Origin of the sequence: Streptomyces sp. NRRL S-244 (assembly GCF_000717915.1) — a bacterium.
GTDB lineage: Bacteria > Actinomycetota > Actinomycetes > Streptomycetales > Streptomycetaceae > Streptomyces.
The window spans coordinates 1-16,886 of the sequence record NZ_JOCX01000018.1 but is presented as its reverse complement, the minus strand read 5'-3'; the positions used below and the strand labels follow the sequence as shown (position 1 = coordinate 16,886).

The following is a 16,886-nucleotide window of genomic DNA, read 5'->3' as shown; positions in this document are numbered from 1 at the left end:
GAGTACGCGCACTCATGCCCCTACTCAGGCCCCGTACGCGCACTGCGTACGCACACCCCGACGTGACGAGTGCAACACCACCGGTCCGGCGCCGCTCGGGGCCCACCCATTCCGCAGGTCGCGGCGGTGGCGTGGCCGCCGTTTCCAAGGGCGGACCGCGCCGCCACCGTCCCATCATGCGAAACGGGACATATCCATCCCGCACTCCCTCCCCGAATACCTCGGCGGACCGGCCGCCCGGCCCGTAAGCTCCCGTCATGCAGGTGATCCAGTCAACGAAACTCGCCAACGTCTGCTACGAGATCCGCGGGCCCGTGCTCGAAGAGGCCATGCGGCTCGAAGCAGCAGGTCATCGCATCCTCAAGCTGAACACCGGCAACCCCGCGGCCTTCGGCTTCGAGTGCCCGCCGGAGATCCTCGAGGACATGCTCCGCAACCTGGGCAACGCCCACGGGTACGGGGACGCGAAGGGGCTGCTCTCCGCGCGCCGCGCGGTCATGCAGCACTACCAGACCAAGGGCATCGAGCTGGACGTCGAGGACATCTACCTCGGCAACGGCGTCTCCGAGCTGATCCAGATGTCGATGCAGGCGCTGCTCGACGACGGCGACGAGGTGCTGGTCCCGGCGCCGGACTACCCCCTCTGGACCGCCTCCGTCAGCCTGGCCGGCGGCACCGCCGTGCACTACCGCTGCGACGAGCAGTCCGACTGGATGCCGGACCTCGCCGACATCGAGCGCAAGGTCACCGACCGCACCCGCGCGATCGTGATCATCAACCCGAACAACCCGACCGGCGCCGTCTACGACGACGAGATGCTGCGCGGGCTCACCGACATCGCGCGCCGCCACAACCTGATCGTCTGCTCCGACGAGATCTACGACCGGATCCTCTACGACGGCGCCACGCACACCAACACCGCCGCCATCGCGCCCGACCTATTGACCCTCACGTTCAACGGGCTGTCCAAGAACTACCGCGTCGCCGGGTACCGGGCCGGCTGGATGGCGGTCTGCGGCCCCAAGAAGCACGCCTCGTCGTACATCGAGGGCCTGACGATCCTGGCCAACATGCGGCTGTGCGCGAACATGCCCTCGCAGCACGCCGTCGCAACCGCCCTCGGCGGCCGGCAGTCGATCAACGACCTGGTCCTCCCGGGCGGACGGCTGCTGGAGCAGCGCGACACGGCGTACGACCTGCTGACGCAGATCCCCGGCATCACCTGCGTGAAGCCGAAGGGCGCGCTGTACCTGTTCCCGAAGCTGGACCCGGCCGTCTACAAGATCAAGGACGACCGGCAGATGGTCCTCGACCTGCTGCGGGCCGAGAAGATCATGGTGGTCCACGGTACGGGCTTCAACTGGTCCGAGCCCGACCACTTCCGCATCGTGACGCTGCCGAACGCCAAGGACCTGGCGGACGCGGTGACCCGGATCGGCAAGTTCCTGGACGGATACGGCCAGCACTAGGCGACGACTGCGTACCGGATACCGGATCAAGCACAACTTTAGAACCAATCCAATGTAGGATGGCCTCCTGACCACGCAGGAGGCCTCCTCATGTACGAGCCGATCCGCACGAAGCCGGTCGTCCACCGTGTGGGCGGCCACCACTCCGACAGCCACGCGGGGTACCCGCACAGCAGCCGCGCCGAGGCGCTGGACATCCAGCTCGCCGGGCACCTGGCGGCCCTGCTCACCGTCACGGACGAGCTCGGCCTCGACGGCGCCGCCGCGCGGATCGCCGCACAGGTGGCGCGGCTGCGCGGCGCCGATCCGGCGCGGACGGCGCGCGCCGACATCTCGGGTGCCGCCGGTCTCCTCGCCCTGCACCAGCGGGCCCATGACCTCGCCGGCCGCGCGCTGGTCGTCGCCGCGTCGCGCGCCGACACCACCGTCGCGATCCTCGCCGCCGAGCGCATGGACGCGCATGCCGCTGCCCTGGCCTCGCGGGACCTGGCCGGCAGCCTCTGATCGGCCCCGGTCCGGGGCCGCGGAGGCTCCGGACCGGGTGCCATTGCCCTGGCCGGGCTTGCCATGGGTTCCGGCTCGGCCGCCCCGCCGAGTGCGGGTGTGCCGCTGCGCGGCGCTGGAATCAGCCGGCCGGGCTCGATTCGAACTCCGCGGCCGCGACCCCGCACCAGAGGGTCGTCGCCGGGGGCCAGATCGGGCCCAGCGCTTCCGAGTGTTCCGTCGCGCCCGGGGCCACGCCCGGGAGTTTCACCAGGGCCTGGGACGGGCGGGCGGCCGGGTCCGGAGTCGCCTTTTCGCGGAACTCGACCGTCACCACGTACGCGCCCGTGCCCTCGGGGCGGCCCGAGACCTCCACCGTCGCCACCACGCGGCGGCTGCCGGGGTCGATCCGGCAGCCGGTGACCCGTACGTCCTCCACCGCAGGTCGCGGCGGCGCCGCGCCCGGCTCGCCGCTGGCCCACACGTACAGGCCCAGCGGGGCGAACACCAGCAGGCCGGCCAGGACCGTCAGGCCGACCGCCCAGCCCTGCCACTTCAACGCGCTCACGCCCATGGGACGATCCTCCCGGCCTGCCGCCCCGCCTGCCAGCACCGGCCGATCCACACAGCATTTCGAAGTGGGACCGCCTGGACACCTGACGTTCATTCGACTTCGCGCGGAATGTGGGTTTCCGCGAGCACGCTGCACCCGTGAGACGCATCCTAGGTATCGCCCTGGCGGTCCTCCTCCTCGGCGGCGTGATCGCCGTCGTGCTCGCCGGAGGAGAGAAGACCCCCACCACGGCAACGAAGACCGTGAAAGGCGTCATCGGATCCGAGAAGTCCGAATACTTCCGCGACCCCGACGTCGTCAAAGCCCTGGCCGACAAGGGCTACACCGTGAAGACCGAAACGTCCGGCTCCTGGGCGATGGACCAACTCGCCCTCAAGGAATTCGACTTCGCCTTCCCCGGCAGCAGCGAGCCCGCCCCGGAGATCGAGGCCGCGGCCGGTGTCAAGGGCGCCCAGACCACCAAGCCCTTCTTCTCCCCGCTCGTGGTCATCGCCCGCGCCAACGCGGCCAAGGTGCTCGCAGACAACAACCTCGCCAAGATGACCGGCAAGAACTCGGGGGCCCTCCTCATGGGCCCCTACCTCAAAGCGGCCGCCGAGGACCGCAACTGGCAGGACCTGTCCGGCTCCGCCGCCTTCGCCGAGCTGACCGGCCGGGTGTACATCAAGACCACGGACCCGGCGACGTCCAACTCCGGGGCGCTGTTCCTGGCCGCCACCTCGAACGTCGCCAACGACAGGACGGTGGTCTCCGACCAGGCCGGGATCGACCGCACCGCGCCCCTGATGCAGAAGCTGATCCGCGTCCAGGGCGCCCTGGAACCGAGCACCGACGACCCGTTCCGGGCCTTCATCTCCGGCAGCGGCGAGCCGCTCATCCTGGCGTACGAGTCCCAGGTGGCTTCCTTGCTCCAGCAGAAGCAGGCTCCTGGGGACATGGTCGTGCTCTACCCGGACACCACCGTCAACTCCCCGCACACCTTCGTGCCGATCAGCGAGAACGCCAAGGAGCTCGGCTCCCTCCTCGCCAACGACCCGAAGCTGCGCGAGCTGGCCGTCCGGCACGGGTTCCGGCCGCAGAACGGCGTGCCCGAGTTCACCGCGGCGACCGCCGCGCACGCCGCGTACCTCAACCCCGAGCTGACCGGCATCCGCCAGGTCAGCGCACCGACCGTCAAGATCCTCATGGCGCTTGCCGCGCGCGCCAAGGGCTAGGGGGGACACCGCACATGACTCTGACACCACCGGAGGAGAGCCCGCTCGTCCTCACCGCCCCCGAGCCCGTCGCCCCCGTACGGCGGGAGCAGGCCTCGGGCCTGGTCCCGCTCCCGGACGGGGTGCGCGAAGAGATGGCCCGCCGGGCCGGGGAGTACGTCGGCTCGCTCGCCGGGATCGACACCCGCTCCCCCGAGTTCGCGAGCCGCGTCGGGGAGATGTCCGGGCTCGGCGCCGGCGAGATCCGCAGCGCCGCCCAGCAGTCCAACCGGATGCTGGAGCGGGCCGTACGGTCGCTGGGCTCCGACGGGGGCGGCGACGCCCAGGCCCGCGTCGCGGGCTCCCTCGTCGAACTGCGCCGCACCGTCGAGGACCTCGACCCGCGGGACACGCCCGCCAAGGGAGCCCGCAGGCTGCTCTCGAAGCTGCCCGGCGGCAACAGGTTCCGGGACCACGTGGCCAAGTACGCCTCCTCGCAGACCACGCTCAACGCCATCGTGGGCGCGCTGCGCGGCGGCCAGGACGAGCTGCGCCGCGACAACGCGGCCCTGCACACCGAGCGGGCCCGCCTGTGGGAGACCATGGGCAAGCTCCAGGAGTACGCCGTCCTCACCGAGGCCCTCGACGCGGCCGTGGAGCAGCGGATCGCCGAGACCGGGCACACGGACCCTTCGGCGGCCGACGTGATGCGCGCCGATCTGCTCTTCCCGGTCCGGCAGAAGCACCAGGACCTGCTGACCCAGCTGGCGGTGTGCGCGCAGGGCTACCTGGCGATGGACGTGGTCCGGCGCAACAACGACGAGCTGATCAAGGGCGTCGACCGGGCCGCCACCACCACCGTGTCCGCGCTGCGGACCGCCGTGATGCTGGCCTCGGCCCTCGACAACCAGCGCAGGGTGATCGAGCAGGTCAACGCCCTGAAGGGCACCACCGAGGAGCTCATCCGGGGCAACGCGGACATGCTGTCCACGCAGAGCGGGGAGATCCAGCGGATCGCGGCCGACCCGGCGGTGGGCGCGGAGACGCTGCGCACGGCCTTCGGGCAGATCTACAAGACGCTGGACGCGATCGACACGTTCAAGGCGCAGGCGACCGAGAACATGGCCGCCACCGTCGAGTCCCTGACCGGGGAGCTCCGGACCGCCTCGGCCCACCTGGCCCGTACGCGCACCTCCGGTGTGCTGGAGGGCGGTGCCCGATGAGCGTGCGCAGCGTGCGCACCGCATCGGTGCGCAGACGGCTGGCCGCGGCGGTCGCGCTCACCGCGACCCTGCTCGGAGCCTCGGCCTGCGACGCCGGCTCTCCGGATCCGGCGAAGCCCACCCGGTCGAAGTACCAGGAGGGCAAGCTGCGCGTGCTGGCCTCCAGCGAACTGGCCGACATGGAGCCGGTGCTGAAGGCGGCGAAGGCGGCCACCGGGGTCAGCGTCGAGCTCACCTGGTCCGGCACCCTGGACGCGGTCGAGCAGGTCGCCTCCGGGAAGGCCGACGGCGCGTACGACGCCATCTGGCTGTCCTCCAACGACTATCTGCGGCTGCGCCCCGAGGCCGCCGGGAAGCTCAGCAGCGAGACGCCGGTGATGTCCTCGCCGGTCGCGCTGGGCGTACGGGCGGACGCGCTGGCCCGGCTCGGCTGGAAGCCGGAGGAGGTGACCTGGTCGGCGGTGCACGAGGCCGTCGCCGCCGGGAAGCTGACGTACGGGATGACCGATCCGGTGCGCTCGAACTCCGGGTTCTCCGCACTGGTCTCGGTGGCTTCCGGGCTGTCGGGCGCGCAGGCGGCGCTGACCGACGCGGACGTGAAGACGGCGCAGCCCAAGCTGAAGGAGTTCTTCGCCGGGCAGAAGCTGACCTCGGGCTCCTCCGGCTGGCTTGCCACCGCGTACGCCAAGCGCGGGGACGTGGACGCGCTGGTGAACTACGAGTCCGTGCTGCTGTCCATGAACCGGGACGCGAAGGCGGGCCTGACGGTGATCCGGCCGCGGGACGGGGTGGTCACCGCCCACTATCCGCTGACCCTGCTGACCTCGGCCCCGGCCGGGGCCCGCGAGTCGGGTCGGGCCCTGACCGACTACCTGAGCGGCGCCGAGGCACAGAAGGCGATCACCGAGAAGACCTTCCGCCGGCCGGTCGCGGCCGGGGTGCAGCCCGCGGCCGGGCTGAACGCGGACAAGCGGCGCGAGCTGCCGTTCCCGGGCACCCAGTCGGTCGCGGACGGGCTGCTGGCCTCGTACGAGAACGAGCTGCGCCGGCCCTCGCGGACGGTGTACGTGCTGGACACCTCGGGTTCGATGGCCGAGGAGGACCGCATCGGGCGGCTGCGGTCGGCGCTCACCGAGCTGACGGGGACGGGTGATTCGGGGACCGGGCAGCGGTTCCGGGACCGCGAGGAGGTGACGCTCCTGCCCTTCGGCGACAAGGTGAAGAAGGTGCTGACGCACGTCGTCGAGCCGGGCAATCCCGGGCCGGCGCTGGACGCGATCCGGGGCGATGTGAAGTCGCTCCAGCCGGAGGGGGGTACGGCGGTGTACGGCAGTCTGAAGGCCGCGTACGAGCACCTGGGCAAGGGCAACGCGGACGCGTTCACCTCGATCGTGCTGATGACGGACGGGCAGAGCGGCGACAAGGCGAAGGACTTCGACTCCTTCTACGCCGGGCTGCCGGACGCGCAGAAGCACACGCCGGTCTTCGCGGTGCTGTTCGGCGACTCTGACCGCAAGGAGCTCGCCCACATCACCGAACTGACCGGCGGGCGGCTCTTCGACGCCACCGGCGGCAACGGTTCGCTGGACGGAGCCTTCGAGGAGATCCGTGGCTACCAGTAGATCCGTCGCGGGAGCGCTCCGCTGCCTGGAGTCGAAGAAGAACCTGGTGGGCAGCGCCTGCGGGCTGGTCGGGCTGGGCCTGACCGTCACCGGGGTGGCGGGCACGTACTGGCCGGTGGTCGTGGCCGGGCTGTACGGCGCGGGCGCGCTGATCGCCCCGCCGGAGCGGCCGGCGCCGCCCGAGCCCCGGGGGCCCTCGCAGCAGCTGGACGACATACGGGAGCGGTTCGGCCGGCTGCGGGAGTACGTGGCGGAGGTGGACCTGCCGGATCCGGCCGAGGGCCGGCTCGCGGAGCTGATGGGGCTGTACGGGGCGCTGCTGGAGCCGGGGTGGGTGGCCGATGTGCTGGCCGCCGATCCGGAGTCGGTGCACGCGCTGTCGCGGGCGATCGAGCTGGACGTGCCGGAGTGCGTGGACACGTACAACCGCACGCGCTGGTGGACCCGGCTCACGCCCGGCGGGGAGTCGCCCGAGCGGCACCTCGAACGGCAGCTGTCGCTGCTGCACGAGGAGGCGGAACGCCTGACGGCGGACCTCCGCGAAGCAGAGGCCCGCCGTCAGCAGACGCACACGACCTACCTGGAGGAGCGCGGACAACACTCCTGACCGGTATCGGCCGGTGCTGCGGTGGGAACCGCTTGGTCGGGGGCTCCCACACTCAGGTGCCCGGAGCTTGCTCCGGACAGGTCTTTCAGCCCAGGCGCTCGACGAGCGCGTGGTACTGGTCCCACAGCTCCTTGGGAGTGTGGTCGCCGTAGGTGTTCAGGTGCTCGGGGACCAGGGAGGCCTCGTCGCGCCAGACCTCCTTGTCGACGGTGAGCAGGAAGTCCAGGTCCGCCTCGGGGAGGTCCAGGCCGTCCAGGTCGAGGGAGTCCTTGGTCGGCAGGATGCCGATGGGGGTCTCGACGCCGGCGGCCTTGCCGTCGAGGCGCTCGACGATCCACTTCAGGACGCGGCTGTTCTCGCCGAAGCCGGGCCACACGAACTTGCCCGCGTCGTTCTTGCGGAACCAGTTCACGTAGTAGATCTTCGGGAGCTTGGACTGGTCCTTGCCCTTGGCCACGTCGACCCAGTGACCCATGTAGTCGCCCATGTTGTAGCCGCAGAACGGCAGCATGGCGAACGGGTCGCGGCGCAGCTCGCCGACCTTGCCCTCGGCGGCGGCGGTCTTCTCGGAGGCGATGTTCGATCCGATGAAGACGCCGTGGTTCCAGTCGAAGGACTCGGTGACCAGCGGGACGGCGGAGGCGCGGCGGCCGCCGAAGAGGATCGCGGAGATCGGGACGCCCTTGGGGTCCTCCCACTCGGGGGCGATCGTCGGGCACTGGGAGGCCGGGACGGCGAAGCGGGCGTTGGGGTGGGCCGCCGGGGTCTCGGACTCCGGGGTCCAGGCGTTGCCCTTCCAGTCGATGAGGTGCGCGGGCGCCTCTTCGGTCATGCCCTCCCACCAGACGTCGGAGCCGTCCGGGGTGAGCGCGACGTTGGTGAAGACGGTGTTCGCGTACATCGTCTTCATGGCGTTGGCGTTGGTGTGCTCGCCGGTGCCGGGGGCGACGCCGAAGAAGCCGGCCTCGGGGTTGATCGCGTACAGGCGACCGTCCTCGCCGAAGCGCATCCAGGCGATGTCGTCGCCGATGGTCTCGACCGTCCAGCCGGGGATCGTGGGCTCCAGCATGGCCAGGTTCGTCTTGCCGCAGGCGCTCGGGAACGCGGCGGCGACGTACTTCGCCTCACCCTGCGGCGGGGTGAGCTTGAGGATCAGCATGTGCTCGGCGAGCCAGCCCTCGTCGCGGGCCATGACGGACGCGATGCGCAGGGCGTAGCACTTCTTGCCGAGCAGGGCGTTGCCGCCGTAGCCGGATCCGTACGACCAGATCTCGCGGGTCTCCGGGAAGTGCGAGATGTACTTGGTGGTGTTGCAGGGCCACGGCACGTCGGCCTGGCCCTCGGCGAGCGGAGCGCCGAGGGTGTGGACGGCCTTGACGAAGAACCCGTCGGTGCCGAGCTCGTCGAGGACGGCCTTGCCCATGCGGGTCATGGTGCGCATGGCGACGGCGACGTAGGCGGAGTCGGTGATCTCGACGCCGATCGCGGAGAGCTCGGAGCCGAGGGGGCCCATGCAGAAGGGGACGACGTACATCGTCCGGCCCTTCATGGAGCCGCGGAAGATACCTTCCTGCCCGGCAACGCCCCCCTCACCGGTGAAAAGGGCCTTCATCTCGGAAGGAGCCTTCCAGTGGTTGGTCGGGCCCGCGTCCTCCTCCTTCTCGGAGCAGATGAAGGTCCGGTCCTCGACGCGCGCGACGTCGGACGGGTCGGAGGCGGCGTAGTACGAGTTGGGTCGCTTGCCCTCGTCCAGCTTCTTGAACGTGCCCTTGGCGACGAGCTCCGCGCACAGGCGCTCGTACTCGGCCTCGGAGCCGTCGCACCAGACGACCCGGTCGGGCTGGGTGATCGCTGCGATCTCGTCCACCCAGGAGATCAGCTCCTGGTGGGTCGTCGGGACGGTGGTGGGAGCCGCGTTGTCGCGCGCCACGATTGCTCCTTGTTGAGGGGTGTGTTTGGTGTTTGCCCCGTGGGGGCTGCGACCCGGATGCTTCGCGCTCCGCTCATCCGGTGCCGACCGCACTCATCTGATCATCCGGTGCGTGTGCGCATATGTCCAGGGGGCCTCTCACGTGAGCATCGCCACTCCCGTCAATCTTCCGTAAAGCGCACTAACGGAAACCTACGGACCCGTAGGTAGCATGGCGGTCATGACTTCTGACGCCGCCGCCGCTCCGGCCGCACCGGAGGCCAAGCCGCTGATGCGCGGCTGGCTGCACACCGGGATGTTCCCTGCCGTGGTCGTCGCGGGGCTGGTGCTGATGGCTTTCACCGAGTCCACGCGGGCGCGGGTGGCGTGCGGGGTGTACATCCTCACGGCCTGCCTGCTGTTCGGCGTCAGCGCGGTGTACCACCGCGGCACCTGGGGTCCGCGGGGTGAGGCCATTCTGCGGCGTCTCGACCACGCCAACATTTTTCTGATCATCGCAGGGACCTATACCCCGCTGACGGTGCTCCTGCTCCCTCCCTCCACCGGACGGACGCTCCTGTGGGCGGTGTGGATCGCCGCCGCGGCCGGCATCGCCTTCCGCGTCTTCTGGGTCGGCGCACCGCGCTGGCTGTACACCCCCTGCTACATAGCGATGGGCTGGGCGGCGGTCTTCTTCCTCCCCGACTTCCTGCGCACCGGCGGCATCGCCGTCCTGGTCCTGGTGATCGTCGGCGGGCTCCTCTACAGCGCGGGCGGCGTGATCTACGGGATCAAGCGCCCGAACCCCTCGCCCCGCTTCTTCGGGTTCCACGAGGTCTTCCACTCCCTGACCCTGGCCGCCTTCGTCGCCCACTACGTCGGCATCTCGCTCGCCGCGTACCAGCACTAGCCGGGCACCGGCACCAGCGGAGCCCCGTCGCGGCGTGCGGCGGGGCTCCGTTCTGCCGGTGCGGCCGGGTGCGGCTACGTGCAGGCGTAGCCGTCGCCGTCCGGGTCCAGGCGCAGCGGGTCACTGCCGTTGACCTTCATGCGCTTCGGGTACTGGTGGGAGGCCAGCCAGTCGCAGCGGGCCTTCGTCGTCTCCTTCACCTCCGCCGGGAACTTCGTCGGCACGCACTGGCTCGCCGTCCCGTAGTGCCGGTCGCAGCCGGCCACGCTCGGGGCGACCGGCGCCGAGTCCCGCTTCCCGGGGTTCTGCTTCGGGGCCGCCTGCGGCGCGTCCGCGAACTCGTGGACGTGCGGGGACGGGGCCTCCTCCGTGGCCGCGAGCGCCGACGCGCCGCCCAGGTGCACCCAGGTCGCCACCGACGGGATGCCGTTCGCGTCGACCCCGAAGAGCATGTACCAGCCGGGCGGCGCCAGGTTCGGGTTGCTGGTGACGTTGAGGTCGACGGTCGTGTTGTTGATCACCGACAACGGCAGGTCCACGTACCGCTGGTTCGGGTCCGAGGAGTGCGTGACCGCCGCCGGACGGATCAGCTCCGCCTTGGCGATCGGCCGGTCGACGGTGATCCGCTGCGTGTCCCCGTACACCCACTGCGTGTCGATCACCGAGGTGAGCTTGGGGCGTGCGCCCTTGAAGAGGTACGGCGGGGTGTAGATCGACACGTTGTTGTTGTACGTGCCGTTGCCCGGGTTGTCGCCGACCGTCATGACCCGCCCGTCGGGCAGCAGGAAGGCGCCCGAGTGGTACGTCCGCGGGATCGGGTCGGCCGGCAGTCCGGCCTTGTAGGTGTTGGTCACCGGGTCGAAGAACGAGGCCTCGAACACCGGGTCGGCCCGGTCGTGCAGCCCGCCGCCCGTCTCCAGCACCTTGCCGTCCGGCAGCAGTACGGCCGACACGTACATCTTGCCCTCGGCCCCGGTCTGCGCCCGCTTGACCCCGCCCACGTCGACCAGGCCCTGCGGCAGGTCCGGCCCGGCGGTGTACGCGGGGCTCGCCGCCTTGAGGTCGATCAGCTCGGTGAGCCGGTTCGCCGCCGGGTTGGACTCGTTGTTGCCGCCGCCGATCGTCAGGACCCGCTGGTCCTGGGCGGGCGGCAGCAGCACGCTCGCCGACTCGTCGCGCTCGTCCTTCTTGCGCAGCCCGGGCACGTCCGTGATCGTGTTCGCGTTGTAGTCGTAGATCGACGCGCCGCTGCCCTGCGTGCCGTTGCCGAAGGTGTGGCTGCCGGAGTAGAAGAGCCGCCCGTCCTGCATCAGGATCATCGACGGGTACAGGCCCCAGTACGACCAGGTCTGGTTGACCTCGTTCATCGGCAGCCACTTGCCCTGCGCCGCCGAGAACTTCTCCGCGGTGACGTTGCCCGTCGAGTCCTCCTTCAGACCGCCGAAGGAGATCACGTCGCCGTTGCCGAGGATCGTCGCCGACGGGTACCAGTGCCCGCCGTTCAGGTCGTTGGTCTTGGTGTACGCCTCGGTCGCCGGGTCGAAGACGTAACTGTCCTTCAGCCCCTGGTAGCCGACCTTGCCGTCGGCGGACGGGTACCCCTTGTTGCCGCTCATGACCAGCACCCGGCCGTCCGACAGCTGCACGTGGCCCGAGCAGAACATGTCCACCGGCGTGGGGATCGTCTTGAAGGACCCGTTCGCCGGGTCGTACACGGCCGAGGTGAACGTGCCCGCGTTGAACTGGGCGATGTCGTTGCCCGAGCCCGCGATCAGCAGCACCTTGCCGTTCTTGAGCACGACGGCGTGCATCGAGCGCACGGGGTTCTTGGCCGGGATCACCTCCCACTTGCCCTTGGCGCACTCGTCTGGCGTGCCCGTGCAGCCCGGCTGCGGCGGGGCCGCGCCCACCTCCTCCAGTGTGTAGTCGTCGGTGGTGAGCGTGCCCACCCCGTAGACCGAGAGCCCCCACGTGATCTTGTCGGTGCCGGGCGGGACGGCGGGCGTACGGACCTCCGTGCGCGCCCATCCGGCGCTGACCGGCGGATTCTGCAGGTCGGTCCAGTACTGCCAGCCCGCGGTGGCGTCGTGGCGGAACACGGTCACCGACACGTCCGGGGTGTTCGACTTGTACCAGGCGGACAGGTCGTACTGCTTGCCCGGTACGACGGTGGGCGCGCAGGTGGGGTTCTCGGTCACGAGCGCCTTGCGGTCTCCGCTGAGGCGGCGGGTGAGCGAGACCTTCATGGCCTTGGTGCCGCTGTGCGCGTCGGCGACGGTGGCGTAGGTGAAGTCGTTGTCGCCCCAGCCGGACTTCTCCCAGCAGGACGGCATGTCCTCGCCGGGTGCGCCGGCGGTCTCGAAACCGGAATTGGTGAGCAGATTGGGCGGTCCGGCCGTGGCCTGCTGCGGTGCGGTGAGCAGCAGGCCCGCGGTCATCGCCCCGACGGCGGCCAGGGCGGCGCGCCGCCCGGCCTTCCGCCGGATGTTCGCTGGCATGGACGAGTTCCCTTCTGTTCTGTGCTGTGCGGCGGCTCTGTGCGGCTCAACTCCTGGTGGTGCGTGCGATACGGGTCGCGGTACGGGTCCCCCGCGGGAGGTAGACGAGGGCCTCGGTGGCGGCGAAGCGCAGGACGAAGGTGGTGACCAGGGCCAGGGCCGTGGCGGGCAGCACCTCCACGCCGAACCTGCCGACGAACAGGGCGATCAGCGGGATGCGCAGCAGCAGGTCGGCGTTGGCCAGCAGGGCGAAGCGGCCGACCCGGTCCGCCCAGTGGCGGTGGCGGCGCCGGTCGCGGAAGAGCAGGGTCTCGATGAGGACGAAGTTCCAGAGCACCCCGGCCTGGTTGGCGGCGATCTCGGCCGGCAGGTAGTGCACCCCGGCGTGCGTGAGCAGCCACAGCGCGAACAGGTTCGGGACGAAGCCGGAGAGCCCGATCAGCCCGAAGCCGATCATCCGGGCCAGCGGGGTCGCGGAGCGCAGCGCGGCGAGGTGGGCGAGGAACCGCAGCCCCTCGCGGGCACCGGACTTGGACTCCCCCGAGTAGCGGTCCTGGAAGACGAAGGGCACCTCGGCGACCTTGGCGGGCCGGCTGCGGACCGCGAGCTCCAGCAGGATCTTGTAGCCGAGGGGTTTGAGGGCGTCCGAGGTGACCGACCGGCGGCGCATGGCGAAGAAGCCGCTCATCGGATCGCTGATCCCGCGCAGGGCGCGCGGGAAGAGCCCCTTGGTGAGCCAGGTCGCGCCGCGCGAGACGGCGATGCGGTAGTTCCCGGCGAGTCCGGCCCGGCTGCCGCCGGGGATGTAGCGGGAGGCGACGACGAGGTCGGCGCCGGTGCGCTCGCCCTCGCCGACGAGCTCGGGCACCAGGTGGGGCGGGTGCTGGAGGTCGGCGTCCATGACGACGATCCAGTCGGTGTCCGCCCGCTTCAGGCCCTCGACGACGGCGCCGCCGAGGCCACCGTCCGGCCGCTCGCGGTGCAGGACGCAGACGGGGAAGGGCAGGTCGAGGGCGGCCTTCTCGACGACGGCCGGGGTGTCGTCCGTGGAGTCGTCCACGAACAGCACCTCGCAGGACAGGCGGGCGGGGAGCGAGTCGGCGAGCCGGCTCAGCAACTCGCCGATGTTCCCCGCCTCGTTGAAGGTCGGGATGATGAGGGTGACGCTGCCCGCCGTCACGCTGCCCGCTTCCGCCTCCCCCTCATGCGGAATGGAAGTTTCCGGATCGCTCAGGGCATGCGGGGTCCACAGGTCCTCGCTCATGGCGGATCAGCTCCCGTCGGCTCGGTCGGTCCTGCGGATCTCGATGCGGTCCTCGCCGGAGCCGAAGACGGCCACGGCCGTCGAATGCTCCAGCGCGGCCTTCACGTTGGGCAGGTCCACCGCGTCGCGGCGGACGGTGGGTGAGGAGACGACGTAGTCGATGTCGCGCCAGCCGCGCGGCAGGGTCCGGGTGACGGCGGGGTCGAGGTCCGCCTTGTAGAACCAGATGGCGCCGAGCCCGGGCTCGAAGCCGTGGTGCACGGCGTCCAGCCACAGCGCGTCGTCGACCAGGACCCGGGTGCGCCCGGGGTCGGGGACCTCCCGGCCGAGCCAGGCGGCGGCCTGCCGGTACGGGGCGTTCGCGTCGGCGGTGAGCGCGGTGCGGTTGCCCTCGTACCAGCGCGGCAGGACGTACACCGCGGCGGCCGCGGCGAGTACGCCGATCAGCACCCGGCGCCCGTACGTGAGGGCCCGGCGCTCCCCCGGCGCGCGGCGGCGGCGCAGTACGGCGTGCGTGACGCTGGCCGCGCCCCCGGCGAGGACCAGCGCGAGGAACGGCAGCGCCTGGATCACGTACATCGCGGGCAGGTAGCCGGAGGGCCGCATCGCGACGGCGGCGAGGAGCACGGCGGCGAGCGCCGGGCCGGCGAGCGCGCGGGCGGTGACGGACCAGCGGAGGGTGGCGAGCAGCAGGAGCGCTCCGGCCAGCCCGCCGAGCGGCAGGACGGTGTCGTAGTACAGCCAGGACCGGAACACGCCGTTCGAACCGGAGCCGGGGGTGAGGATGAAGCCCGAGCCCGGCCGGCTCATCTGGTACGTGATGCCGTCGATCAGCGAGACGTGCCCGGCGCCGGGCAGCAGCTCGCTGTTGAGCAGCGCGTACAGGGGGTACGAGAGCCCGATGAGCGCGCAGGCGGTGACGGCCCCGGTGACGGCGAACTTGCGGGTGTCGCGGTGGCTGTGGCGCCACATGGTCACCAGCAGTGCCGGGAGCACCACCAGCATCGTCTCCTTGGTCAGGACGGCGGTGGCGGCGGCGAGTCCCGATCCGAAGTGGTGCCACAGGTGACGGCTGGGGGACGCGGCCAGGCAGAAGGCCAGCAGCATCCACATCACGGCGAGGTTGTCGAGGAATATCTCCCGCTGGAGCACGACGGAGAGCGGGGAGAGCCCGAAGAGGGCCATCGCGAGTCCGGCCGCCCAGCGCGGCAGCCAGAGCCGGCGGGCGAGGACGTAGATCAGCACGGAACTGGCGGCGGAGACCGCGAGCATCGAGAAGCGCATCGGCGCGACGGTCATCCAGTCGGGCACGAAGAGGGAGGGCAGGTAGGTCAGGCCGGCTATCTGTATCCAGCCGAGCGGCGGATGGTCGTACCAGTACGTGTAGTGGGCGAGGCCGTCGCCCTGCTGGACGGCCCACGCCTGGGCGAGGTACGTGCCCTCGTCGTCGCTCAGGGTCGGGAAGTGCGTGATGTTCCAGCCCTGGACGAGGACGATCGCGAGCAGGACCGCCCCGCAGAGCAGCAGGTCGGGGCGGGAGGAGCGGAAGCGGACGAGGGGGTGGGCCGGGGCGGGCGGCCGGACCCCGAGTCCGCCGCGGCTGCCGGGGCTGCCGGGGCCGCTGGGACCGCTGGGACCGCGCTGGGCGGGGACGCGCGGTTCGACGAGGGCCGCGGCTGCGCCGGGCTGGGGATCAGTGGCCGTGGGCAGGGTGGCGGTCACTGGTGGCTGTCCTCTCGGATCGCGGTGGACGCGCCGGCGGTGGAGACCGCGGCGGTGGCGCTGATCGGAGCGAGGTGGGCACCGGTGTGACTGGTCAGCTCCCACTCGTTGCGGCCGCGCTGTTCGCGCCAGACCGCCCGGATCGCGGCGCCCGCCAGCATCACCTGGTAGAACGGGCCGCCGACGACGAGCTTGAGGTAGTGCACGAAGCGGACGCGCAGCCCGTACTGGCGGCCGAAGTCGTGCAGGCCGACGATCTCGAAGACGAACGTCACCATCGCCGTGATCATCGGGAGGAAGGTGATGATCGCGATGCCGACGGGCACGTCGAGCAGGACCGCGACGGCGAAGTTGAGCGGGATGATCACCCCGGAAGCGGCCTGCATGAACGGGGTCATCAGCGTGTAGCGCGCCAGCCAGCGCTGGCCGCTGCCGGGCAGCTGCTGCCAGTCCTTCTTCCGGTAGACCTGGAGGAAGCCCTGGTTCCAGCGGGTGCGCTGCTTGAGCAGGCTCATCAGCGATCCGGGCGTCTCCTCGCGGGTCACCATGTCGGAGTCGTACGCGACGACCACCTTCTTGCCGACCGAGGAGAGGCGTACGCCCAGGTCGCAGTCCTCGGCCAGGCAGTTCTGGTCCCAGCCGCCGGCCTCGCGGAGCACCTCCGTGCGCACGAAGACGGTGTTGCCGCCGAGCGGGATGAACCCCTTCTCGGCGTGCAGGTGCAGCCGGGAGCGGAACCAGAAGAAGTACTCCAGGCAGTTGCGCAGGCTGTACCAGGAGGAGTGGAAGTTGATGAGCTGGACCCCGCCCTGGACCACGTCGGCCGCGGTGGAGCGGAAGGCGTGGTCGACGTGCGCGAGCAGTTCGGGGTGGACCTGGTCCTCGGCGTCGAAGACCCCGACGATGTCGCCCCGGCAGTGCGGCAGGGCGGTGTTGAGGGCCTTCGGCTTGTTCTTGGCCTCGTGGTGGTCGACGACGACCCGGACCCGCTCGGGCGCCCGCGCGGCGGCGGCCTCGGCGACGGCGGCGGTCTCCGGGTCGTCGTGCCCGACGATCACGATGATCTCGTAGTCCCCGTGGCTCGATTCGAGCAGCCGCTCGATCGTGTGGCGCAGGACCGCCTGCTCGTGCCGGGCCGGCAGGAGCAGCGAGAACGCCAGCCGGCCCTCACCGTCGGGGCGGTCGAAGCGGGTGGACGCGAGCGTCTCGGGCGTGCGCCACGCGTGCATCTGCCACCACAGCGTGAAGGCGGCCATCCAGAACAGCGCAAGCGAAATCACGGATATGACGACAGAGGTGTACAAAACGTCCCCCACAGACATGCCGCGACACCAGGCGGCGATCGGCAAACCCCCCAGGGGATCAAGGCGGGCCCCCCGGCCCCCCCCCCCCCGCTTCCCCCCCCCCCCCCC

The 16,886-nt window shown here is 70.8% G+C and carries 13 protein-coding genes; 7 read left to right on the top strand and 6 right to left on the bottom strand.

Annotation, left to right across the window (positions count from 1 at the left end):
* The first annotated feature begins 257 nt into the window (after positions 1 to 257).
* Together IF02_RS0121985 and IF02_RS0121980 are read left to right on the top strand one after the other, a co-directional pair.
* Positions 258 to 1,469, top strand: a complete 1,212-nt coding sequence (locus IF02_RS0121985; protein ID WP_030159477.1) for a pyridoxal phosphate-dependent aminotransferase — start codon at positions 258 to 260, stop codon at positions 1,467 to 1,469.
* A gap of 90 nt (positions 1,470 to 1,559) precedes the next feature.
* Positions 1,560 to 1,973, top strand: a complete 414-nt coding sequence (locus IF02_RS0121980; RefSeq protein ID WP_030159475.1) for a hypothetical protein — start codon at positions 1,560 to 1,562, stop codon at positions 1,971 to 1,973.
* Between the two features lie 121 nt (positions 1,974 to 2,094).
* On the opposite strand, the gene IF02_RS0121975 is transcribed toward IF02_RS0121980, so the two are convergent.
* Positions 2,095 to 2,520 carry a hypothetical protein gene (locus IF02_RS0121975; protein ID WP_158708535.1) on the bottom strand — a complete coding sequence of 142 codons (426 nt, stop codon included), beginning with the start codon at positions 2,518 to 2,520 and terminating at the stop codon, positions 2,095 to 2,097.
* 143 nt (positions 2,521 to 2,663) lie between these two features.
* Between IF02_RS0121975 and IF02_RS0121970 the strand changes: the two genes are divergently transcribed.
* From IF02_RS0121970 to IF02_RS0121955, 4 genes are read left to right on the top strand one after another with little or no spacing between them, the layout of a single operon-like run.
* On the top strand, positions 2,664 to 3,740 hold the full coding sequence (locus IF02_RS0121970; RefSeq protein ID WP_030159471.1) for a substrate-binding domain-containing protein: 1,077 nt from the start codon (positions 2,664 to 2,666) through the stop codon (positions 3,738 to 3,740).
* Positions 3,741 to 3,754: 14 nt separating this feature from the next.
* Complete coding sequence (locus IF02_RS0121965) at positions 3,755 to 4,942, top strand: toxic anion resistance protein (RefSeq protein WP_030159469.1); 1,188 nt, start codon at positions 3,755 to 3,757, stop codon at positions 4,940 to 4,942.
* Positions 4,939 to 6,564 (top strand): substrate-binding and vWA domain-containing protein, encoded by a 1,626-nt coding sequence (locus IF02_RS0121960; protein WP_030159467.1) that lies wholly within the window; start codon positions 4,939 to 4,941, stop codon positions 6,562 to 6,564. Before IF02_RS0121965 ends, IF02_RS0121960 begins: the two co-directional genes overlap by 4 nt.
* Entirely contained in the window at positions 6,551 to 7,171 is a 621-nt protein-coding gene (locus IF02_RS0121955; protein WP_030159464.1) for a hypothetical protein, read from the top strand. Before IF02_RS0121960 ends, IF02_RS0121955 begins: the two co-directional genes overlap by 14 nt.
* 85 nt (positions 7,172 to 7,256) lie before the next feature.
* Here the strand turns inward: IF02_RS0121955 and IF02_RS0121950 are convergent, their stop codons facing one another.
* On the bottom strand, positions 7,257 to 9,101 hold the full coding sequence (locus IF02_RS0121950) for a phosphoenolpyruvate carboxykinase (GTP) (RefSeq protein ID WP_030159462.1): 1,845 nt from the start codon (positions 9,099 to 9,101) through the stop codon (positions 7,257 to 7,259).
* A 211-nt stretch (positions 9,102 to 9,312) separates the two neighbouring features.
* Here IF02_RS0121950 and trhA point away from each other — a divergent pair, with 211 nt between their 5' ends.
* Positions 9,313 to 9,990: a PAQR family membrane homeostasis protein TrhA gene (trhA, locus tag IF02_RS0121945; protein ID WP_106977339.1), complete on the top strand. Its 678-nt coding sequence runs from the start codon at positions 9,313 to 9,315 to the stop codon at positions 9,988 to 9,990.
* A gap of 74 nt (positions 9,991 to 10,064) precedes the next feature.
* Here the strand turns inward: trhA and IF02_RS0121940 are convergent, their stop codons facing one another.
* Genes IF02_RS0121940 through IF02_RS0121925 form a run of 4 tightly spaced genes read right to left on the bottom strand, consistent with a single transcriptional unit; the run spans position 10,065 to position 16,796 of the window.
* Positions 10,065 to 12,488: a galactose oxidase-like domain-containing protein gene (locus tag IF02_RS0121940; RefSeq protein ID WP_030159458.1), complete on the bottom strand. Its 2,424-nt coding sequence runs from the start codon at positions 12,486 to 12,488 to the stop codon at positions 10,065 to 10,067.
* Positions 12,489 to 12,534: 46 nt separating this feature from the next.
* A complete protein-coding gene (locus IF02_RS0121935) occupies positions 12,535 to 13,752 on the bottom strand; it encodes a glycosyltransferase (protein WP_030159456.1) in 1,218 nt (405 codons plus the stop codon).
* 6 nt (positions 13,753 to 13,758) lie between these two features.
* Positions 13,759 to 15,474 (bottom strand): ArnT family glycosyltransferase, encoded by a 1,716-nt coding sequence (locus IF02_RS0121930; protein WP_420708189.1) that lies wholly within the window; start codon positions 15,472 to 15,474, stop codon positions 13,759 to 13,761.
* Positions 15,471 to 16,796 carry a glycosyltransferase gene (locus IF02_RS0121925; protein WP_051696439.1) on the bottom strand — a complete coding sequence of 442 codons (1,326 nt, stop codon included), beginning with the start codon at positions 16,794 to 16,796 and terminating at the stop codon, positions 15,471 to 15,473. The genes IF02_RS0121930 and IF02_RS0121925 overlap by 4 nt, the downstream gene beginning before the upstream one ends.
* Positions 16,797 to 16,886 lie beyond the last annotated feature (90 nt).